Below are 248 nucleotides of genomic sequence, written 5' to 3' on the forward strand. Positions count from 1 at the left end.
TTGGCAGCTTCCAATTTTTCTTTGTCGAATACGAAGCGGGCACCTTCTTCTGAATAAGCACCACCTTTCACACCCTGATGACCAGTAGTATAAGGATACAATCCGGAATAGAAGAATTTCTTATCAGCGCGCAATGCATCTTCATACCAGATTGCACCACCCAAACCGGTTGTCGGTTTAACTCCAACGTCGTTCAGGAAACCGTTCAGCAAGTCTGTATAGATATTACATGTCGGGTTGTTCTCTGT

General features: G+C 44.4%; 1 protein-coding gene. It reads right to left on the reverse strand.

The genetic code is table 11. The features are described from left to right. Nucleotides 1–248, reverse strand: a 248-nt coding sequence (locus M1B78_RS18640; protein ID WP_257941516.1) for a hypothetical protein, incomplete at both ends; no start/stop codon positions are given.

Source organism: Bacteroides muris (ex Fokt et al. 2023) (assembly GCF_024704895.1).
Lineage (GTDB): Bacteria > Bacteroidota > Bacteroidia > Bacteroidales > Bacteroidaceae > Bacteroides > Bacteroides muris.